The organism is Bacillus sp. MUM 116, assembly GCF_001866655.1.
Lineage (GTDB): Bacteria > Bacillota > Bacilli > Bacillales > Cytobacillaceae > Neobacillus.
The window spans coordinates 25,475-33,185 of record NZ_MLYR01000041.1 but is presented as its reverse complement, the minus strand read 5'-3'; the positions used below and the strand labels follow the sequence as shown (position 1 = coordinate 33,185).

General features: G+C 32.8%; 11 protein-coding genes and 1 pseudogene. 8 read left to right on the top strand and 4 right to left on the bottom strand.

Annotated features, from left to right (window positions below):
• Positions 1–235 (top strand): annotated as a pseudogene (locus BIV60_RS28395) (IS3 family transposase); the annotation flags it as partial.
• Here the strand turns inward: BIV60_RS28395 and BIV60_RS11495 are convergent.
• Positions 154–678, bottom strand: coding sequence for a hypothetical protein (locus BIV60_RS11495; protein ID WP_256218393.1), 525 nt, complete (start codon positions 676–678; stop codon positions 154–156). The pseudogene BIV60_RS28395 and the gene BIV60_RS11495 overlap by 82 nt on opposite strands.
• Before the next feature lie 307 nt (positions 679–985).
• Here BIV60_RS11495 and BIV60_RS11490 point away from each other — a divergent pair, with 307 nt between their 5' ends.
• The gene (locus BIV60_RS11490; protein ID WP_071355884.1) at positions 986–1,828 is read left to right on the top strand and encodes a hypothetical protein; all 843 of its coding nucleotides are present in this window, start codon (positions 986–988) and stop codon (positions 1,826–1,828) included.
• 189 nt (positions 1,829–2,017) lie between these two features.
• Here the strand turns inward: BIV60_RS11490 and BIV60_RS11485 are convergent, their stop codons facing one another.
• Together BIV60_RS11485 and BIV60_RS11480 are read right to left on the bottom strand one after the other, a co-directional pair.
• Positions 2,018–2,503 carry a DUF6584 family protein gene (locus tag BIV60_RS11485; protein ID WP_071355883.1) on the bottom strand — a complete coding sequence of 162 codons (486 nt, stop codon included), beginning with the start codon at positions 2,501–2,503 and terminating at the stop codon, positions 2,018–2,020.
• Between the two features lie 305 nt (positions 2,504–2,808).
• Positions 2,809–3,243, bottom strand: a complete 435-nt coding sequence (locus BIV60_RS11480; protein ID WP_071355882.1) for a hypothetical protein — start codon at positions 3,241–3,243, stop codon at positions 2,809–2,811.
• Positions 3,244–3,499: 256 nt separating this feature from the next.
• Here BIV60_RS11480 and BIV60_RS11475 point away from each other — a divergent pair, with 256 nt between their 5' ends.
• A complete protein-coding gene (locus BIV60_RS11475) occupies positions 3,500–3,961 on the top strand; it encodes a hypothetical protein (RefSeq protein WP_071355881.1) in 462 nt (153 codons plus the stop codon).
• A 648-nt stretch (positions 3,962–4,609) separates the two neighbouring features.
• On the opposite strand, the gene BIV60_RS11465 is transcribed toward BIV60_RS11475, so the two are convergent.
• On the bottom strand, positions 4,610–5,053 hold the full coding sequence (locus BIV60_RS11465; RefSeq protein WP_071355879.1) for a hypothetical protein: 444 nt from the start codon (positions 5,051–5,053) through the stop codon (positions 4,610–4,612).
• Positions 5,054–5,150: 97 nt separating this feature from the next.
• Here BIV60_RS11465 and BIV60_RS29635 point away from each other — a divergent pair, with 97 nt between their 5' ends.
• The 5 genes from BIV60_RS29635 (at position 5,151) to BIV60_RS11440 (ending at position 7,496) form a co-directional block, all read left to right on the top strand.
• Positions 5,151–5,318 carry a hypothetical protein gene (locus tag BIV60_RS29635; RefSeq protein ID WP_177177279.1) on the top strand — a complete coding sequence of 56 codons (168 nt, stop codon included), beginning with the start codon at positions 5,151–5,153 and terminating at the stop codon, positions 5,316–5,318.
• A gap of 123 nt (positions 5,319–5,441) precedes the next feature.
• A complete protein-coding gene (locus BIV60_RS11455) occupies positions 5,442–5,783 on the top strand; it encodes a YolD-like family protein (protein ID WP_071355877.1) in 342 nt (113 codons plus the stop codon).
• A 164-nt stretch (positions 5,784–5,947) separates the two neighbouring features.
• Complete coding sequence (locus BIV60_RS11450) at positions 5,948–6,205, top strand: hypothetical protein (protein WP_071355876.1); 258 nt, start codon at positions 5,948–5,950, stop codon at positions 6,203–6,205.
• A 51-nt stretch (positions 6,206–6,256) separates the two neighbouring features.
• Positions 6,257–7,201: a hypothetical protein gene (locus tag BIV60_RS11445; protein ID WP_071355875.1), complete on the top strand. Its 945-nt coding sequence runs from the start codon at positions 6,257–6,259 to the stop codon at positions 7,199–7,201.
• A 43-nt stretch (positions 7,202–7,244) separates the two neighbouring features.
• On the top strand, positions 7,245–7,496 hold the full coding sequence (locus BIV60_RS11440; protein ID WP_071355874.1) for a hypothetical protein: 252 nt from the start codon (positions 7,245–7,247) through the stop codon (positions 7,494–7,496).
• Positions 7,497–7,711: the final 215 nt, after the last annotated feature.

The following is a 7,711-nucleotide window of genomic DNA, read 5'->3' as shown; positions in this document are numbered from 1 at the left end:
TGGAAATGAGAGTTCAAATGAAATAGCGAAATCGTTAAGGACTGATCATAAGGCAATCCTTAAATGGGTCAAACAATACGAATACAATGGTGTTGAAGCTTTTCTTAAGCCTTGTACAAATTACACACAACAGTTTAAACTAGACGTACTAAATTACATGATTGAACATGGTACGTCCTTAAACGAAACGGCAGCTATTTTTAAAATACCTGCCCCTTCAACAATTATTGCTTGGAGTATCTCTATTCCTATTGCCCTTAGAAATGCATGTTCAAGTATAGCTTTACTTCCAACGGAAGGAAGTTTCTTCTTCTCAATTTTAACGACTTTCCAAACGTTATTTTCTTTTTTTAAAGTATATAACAGATTTAATCCATCTAACTTGACTGTATGTATATAAGATATGTTTTCTTTAACATAAATCCTTGGTTCTCTAACCCATGCCCATATATCGCCCTGTAAGACTGATAAGACTGCCTTACCTAGAGGTGAAACCTGCCCTTTATCATTGTAGAAGGGAAAATGTCTAAAGAAATATATATTTTTAACCCCTTTTAAATCAACATCGAAATAATACTTATTAATAAATTCTTGATTTGGTACCTCTTGCTTTGCAAATACAGCAGTATTATTTATAAAAAACAAGACACAGAAAATTACATAGAGTTTTTTCTTCAATAGGAAACACCTACCTTTAAATTTGATAGGTATTTTGCCCAAATGCTTCTTCAACAAACCTACCACGTTCAATAAGAAAAAAGACCGCCGCAGCGATCGTCATCTTTAACAAAAGCACCCGTTAGCTGAAGAACAGCAAAAAAATGTTAGACCAATATATGTATATTCTCCTCAAAAACCCCTCATCTTTCTATGGAAAATAAAATACTAGACTGAAAAATAAAGTGTTAGACTGAGAAAATATAGTTGTAGATTAAGAAAAAAAGTATTAGACCGGCAACGGTGTAAAATAAGGAGGATTCATGGAATGGAAGAAAAAGGTGAATGGGCAGAACCTGAAAACTTTGTTTCAGTATTTCGCTGCACTACTCAAAAATATGCTGAAACTTTTTTAAAAAAAGGGGAAATCAAATTTAGTACACCAAGCTCTTGGGTTAAATATGCTTTTGAAAAAGGGGAAGGGCGTGGAGACAAGTTAGAAGGAACAATGGCAACATTTCATGTGCTTGATATTGAGCATTTGAAGGAATTGAATCAGAAATATAAAAAATATTCTGATCTGGTGCGAATCCCCATCGGCCAACGTGTTTACTTGAAGAGATCTCGGGATATGGAGTTGCCGTGTTTTTGCCTTTATATATTAAAGCAAAGTATGTTTAATTGTCCAAATGAAGAGGGAAAGCATAGATTAACAGCGACGGTACCAGCATCATATTTTAGAGATTTTATGGACAATCTGGATCCTCAAGAAGTAGAGAATTTAGATCAAAAAGATAAGCCCGCTGTTATTTTTATACATGATTACAAGGAATTTGAACAAAGAATTACCAATGCTCTTATGGCACTAGGACTAAATAGAGATGAAATAATCATTAGACGCGTTTCCTATATTGATTTTGATAAATACGGTGAATATGGTTGGTGGGATTTTGAAAAGAGACCACCTATGGAATTAGCAATTAAACATAATCGGTTTGAAAATCAAAGTGAAGCAAGAATAATCATAAATACGGATGACGAAAGGATCAGACAGATTTTGGCAAAACCAATTGAAATTGGTTCCTTAGAAGATATTGCTACGGTAAGTAATACTTATCTTCATGGAGGAATGTCGGTAGAAATTACTGCAGATTTGAAATTATTGGATTGAGGAATTTTTTTAGTGTGGCGATGAAATAAAGTTGAACTGTTTAAAATTTATCAAGACCTAAATAAAAAAAGTTAGATAAATAAAAGGACATAACATATTTTATATGACTAATATGTTATGTCCTTTCTTCTTTAATTAACGCACCCGTTACTTTAAGTGTAAATATTCACAAACTTTCATAAGTCCTATTCAAAATATCCAGTTAAAGAATGCGTAAACTCCAATTACTACAAACATAATTATTAATATTAAGATTGATATACAACCAATAGTAACTAATTTATCTTGCAATGAATCTTCGGATTCTTGTAGCAATTTTTCTTTTACCTTATTTTTTATAGGGGAAATTTCCCTGTCCAATTCCAGTCTCTTTAAAATTTCAATATCGCCTCTATACTTTAGAGTTCTAGCAATTCTATTAGGGTCATTTCCCATAGATTTTTCAAACTCTTTACACGCTTTTACCATTTCGGGTGTTTTGTTTTCTTCTAAATACCAGTATCGTCCAGCCATTGAAGGATATTTTAATTCAAAATAAATGTCTCCTAATTTTTTACGGAGTTCTAATTCATTAGGATAGGTTGATATTAACCCGTGTAGCCTATCTCTCGCTTTCCCTAAATCATTTTTATTAATGTCTTCTTCTATTTTTTTTAGTGTCTTTACAGGTATCATTTTTATAAAAAAACCTCATTTATCTTTATTCTTCTACATCTTTATTTCTCGATAGTTCATATTAATTCCTTCTTTGTCTAAACTGCTCCTTTAGTTCAATAAGAAAAGCTGCCTCAATGACAGCTTCCACTCTTAAACTCAAGCACCCGTTAGTTTAAGTGCATTCCTTCACATTCTGTTCGGATTGTTCATTAACTTTTCTCAATAACATTAATAAAAATGTCACCTGTCAAGATGACACTTAAACTCTTTTCCCTTAGTTACTCACGTATTTTATGCTAACACTTAATAACTGTAAACAAAGGCTATTTACTTGTTAAAATTAACTTTCGTGTTTTGGCATCATATATTTTATAACTAACTCCAAACTGATGGTCTTTTGTAACTGTCACTTTACAATAATAAGGGATTGACTTTCCGTAAGCATCCAGTGCAGGAATATCTCTGAAGCTAAACATTTCATCTGTATTAAGCATTTTAAAGTCCGCTTCAGAAGAACGACCTGATGAATCTATTTCGATAACACATTTCCCACTGACGACATCATATTCCTTTAGCACAACATATTTAAGGCTTGGGAGAGTAATCACTAAAAATAAAACCCCAATTAATAAGGCTACAAGGATTTTACCTACATTTAATATTGTGTACTCTTTAACACTATACATAGCAATAAAGATAAATACTGCCACTATTACTAACAAAACTCCAACAATTAGCATTGCATAATACATTAACATTTTTTCACTTCCTATAACAACTCTTCTGTGTCTTACATTATAACATCGTTCTTCCACTAACCTGCCACGATAGTTTAAGTACAACATTTCACAAATTTTTCTTGTGGAAAAAGAAAAAAAGGCGACCTTCTTCTTGAAGTATCGCACCCGTTCGTTAAACAAGGGGTAACACAATTATCGTATTATTCATTACTATTTTGTTTGAATGAATAGGTTAAACAAATACCAAACTAATCTTAAAAAAGGATGTGAAATAATGAAAAAAATAGCATTATTTCTTTTATTTTTTATAGTATCTACAATGATAATGCCAAAGGACTCAGAAGCTAACGTATTGGAAAACTTGCCTCGGACACTAGAAACAAAACAATGGAAAGTAACAGTTGGAAAGCCAGACCATAGTGACAAAAAGCTTAACCAGTCTATAAGACCAGCGTTATATAATGTATACAGCCTAGACATTAAAAATATTGGTGACGAAAATATTGAATTAGTCAGGGTTGAGGGATATAAAAACTTACCTAAGTCAGCGTCAACATTTTATGAACTGTTTACTGTCGAATGCAACGAAGGCAAGCCTTTAGAACCATCATTTCATCATTCCAATTTTCCTTTAGATACTAAGGCAACAGCATTAATGGTATCTGTAACCTGGAAACATAAAAATAGTGACCAACGAAAGTTTAAAGAACAATTCATTTTTCAACTTACAAGATAACATAGAGGGGTTTCCCTCTTTTTTTTTGAATTATGTCTGTTAATTCTCAAGTGAATAATGAGGGGCAATAACGCATTAAGCGTTTTTCTTCTTTCACTAACCTGCCAGTTACTTGAATAAGAAAAAAGCGATTGCTCTTATTGAACAATCGCACCCGTTAGTTGAACAAGAAATCACTTTTAAAAGTACCTTTCCCCCCTCATTTTTCAGGTAATTCAGGAAAAATAAGATTTACTATTAACATTGCAAAAACTAAAAACCAAAGTAATGTTATTTCGGAGAAATGGCTTCCAAAATTGAACATAGTTAGAAGAAGTAGAGTGTTTATTAGAGATTGCACCCACCTTGGAAAATATCGCTTACGATTACGATTTATTTTCTGCACAGGTTTGTATTGTAAGACTCCAACAATCACAACAGCTATAGAATTAAACAATGCTATCCACCAAGAATAGTGATTCCAAACCAAAACACCAAATATTAATAGGACTGCCACTAAATAAAAATAAAAACGGTTATTTAAAATTTTTCTCAAAAAAATGCACCCTCTTTACAGAGAATCTTATCATGAACTGTAACCGTATTCTTCATGAAAAATTCCCCAAAACTTATTACACTAAACTGCCACGTTAGTGGAACAAGAAACCTCTACATTCCGTTCAAATATTCAAGTAGTTCTTCAATGTTATTCTTTTTTGTCTCTTTTGTTAAAGCATTATTGAAAAGGTTATAAGCAACCTCATCATTCTCTCGAAGCCAACTGAATGCTTTTTTTGGTCCTAAATACCATATACCATTTAGCGAAGAATAGATTTCTAGGCTGTCTTTAAGCATCCAATGAAACCTATAATTACCCTCATTCTTATTTGACCGTAGATACATTTTTCTCAGCCAGGCTTTCAAAAACTCTTTTTCTTCATTCGATAATTTTTTTGGACCGTTATTAAAAATATTCTCAATTCCTAACAAAAACTTCTGGGCAAAACCCTTTTCAAAGTAAAAACGGATCCTCTTTAAAACTATATTGGATAATTGCAGTAAGCCAAAAGATGTAAACATAAACCGTTTAAAATTAGTAAAAATAGATAGCAATTGGATTCAAGTATCCTTTAGGTACAAGGGCGAAACCTATTTTGCTACTATTAACGGGAGTTATTACTCTAAGCAATATTTGTGGTATGTCAATGAAATGAACAAAAACGGCTCGAAAAGAAATGTGAAAAAAGAAACCATGAAAAATGTTGAATATGAAGTGATTAAACAAACATTTGAAAAACTGTACGCCCTTGAACAAAAGCACAATGAATCCTTTCATTACATCTACGATTGGGATACGAATAAGTTAAATAAGGTCTAAAAAAGCATTTTCTACTTTGGTAGAAAATACTTTAACAAATCGTTAATCGAATTAACGATTTTTTTATTTATAAAATTAGAACGTTTGTTCTATAATATTATTTAAGGAAAAGGGGGTAAACGGATGATACGTGATCGTGGGAAAATCAAATGGCAATCCGCTTTCTTCATGCCGGAGCACGTTAAGATGCTGAGTGAAGTTAGAAAAGAAGAATTAAAAGTGAAAAAGCCCATATTGGATGAATACCAAATCGAAGAATTTGAGCAAAAAATCCTGTTGGCAATAGAGTATTCTTATCAGCTGAATATAACCATATTGGAGAGTGGCTTCATTAAGGGATTTTGTGGTGTTATACAACGACTTGATGAATTAAATAAGATTATTTACCTACAAACAGATGACTTTAAACGGACAAAATTGCGATTCGATGATATTGTAGGAATCGAAGTGAAGGAAAAAGAGTAATACAGACACACAGAAATGCGTGTTTGAACATCGGAGGAGAAGAAAAAAGTAAAAAAACTCCCAACAAAATAGTGTTATAATGAAACGAAGTGGAATGCGGTTGGACGAAAGTGATATGGCGGTACGGCAGTTTATGGGAAGCGTTAAAAATGGAGGGTCTGTAGTTGATGTTAGGTTTGCTAACGATGATTATTGGGATTGCAATACTTGTAATAACAGATAAAGCTGCAAAAGCAAGACGTGAAAAAGTAGGAAAGAACTCCAAACTAGCTAAGTTTTTTTACAACGTAGGTTTTACCACGATACTCTTAGGTTTTATGTATCTTTTAGGCATCGGTATTATGCATCTAGTAGGTCAGCATGAGGATATGATGAATGCCAAGACAGTTGGCCCTCCTGATAAAGCGAATTTTCTCCCATAAACGAAAAAAAGGATGCCTGAGTTATAAAAATTTCAAGGGAGACAGCAACAAATGAATTCATTTTGGACAGGTTTTATAGTAGGAGGGTTATCATTACTAGCCTTGGTTTACGCAGGGTATCGATTAAAATCGAAATTTTTCAAACGAAAAGACACTCAATATTTCAAATTCACAATACCTGTAATTGCTATTATTATTGCCTTTATTATTATTGCCCTAAATTTGGAAGCATTAATAAAGCCAGATCCTATCGGAAAAAAAGCTATATTAAGTTATGTTCTCTCAAATAAGGCTATACTGTATTTGTTAATGTACATAGGTGTATTATTATTATGTGCAGTCGTATGGATAATAACGACGCTCCCATTTTCATTTAACGGCTTAAAAAAATTCTCCGGTTTTGGATTAACAGCAGAATTTGACCAGAAAGTAGATGCCGTTGTGGAAAGTCGCTCAATAATTAACGAAATGGCTGCAATTAGAGAAAATACACTAAATATCATCACGTCAGAGCAGTATTATAATGAAACTCTAGCGGATGTAATCAATAGTGAAGGAAACATCAACACTACCATGTTGTTTGATGCAGTATTAGATACCATTGTCAGCGTATTCAGAAAAAGCGAATCAAAAATTAAAATAAAGAAACATCTCGAACTTGTTACTCTTTCCCAAGAGGATACTGCAAAGGGGAATGTTAAAGAATTACAAAAAGAGATGTCCGTAGCATGCCTTGATGTAATTAGACACCGAAAACCATACCTTTGGGAAAAAACATTAGCCATACCTGTAAATCCTTTTGATATGGAGGATGAGTTGGATGCGTATTATATCATTTGTATCCACTCCGAGGATGTAAAATTTAGTGATAATGATGTAGATTTTCTCACTAGTTTGATTAAAGTGGTTGAAAAGTTTGTAGAGTTGGATTGGTACAAAATCGACGAATCAGAATCAGAGGAATCAAATACACAAGACCAAAACACTGGTTCCTAACCTAAATATTTAGTAAAATAAAACTTAAAGGAGGTCGAAAAAGATGCCAGATACAGATACTCTAATCATCGAAAGAAAAAATCGGTATAAAAGCAATAATAAAAAATCGAGAAGGCTAGCTGTCACTCTGCAACCTGTTAATTCTAAAGCGGCCGTTCCACAAGTAAAAGAAAATATCAATAAAATCGTTGAAGATGAAATGAGACGAAATGGTTATCGGAGGCAGGACGATCCTTTGATTCAAGAAATAAGGAAATTAGCTAAAAATTATCAAGCAAAAGTTAAAAGGTACTAAATCGATAAGGAAATTCATAAATATATGGGCAAGATAAGAAACAAGGAGGTTGATTATCTTGTCCATTATTAAATTTCCAGAAAAAAAGAACAATCACCAGAAAAAGCGGTTGGTAGTGGATTCTGAAGAAAAAGCATTTGTAAACCATGAATTTATCAGAAGTGTTATGGAAAAAAAGGGATATAGGAGAGCCGACGACATACTAGTTAAGGAGC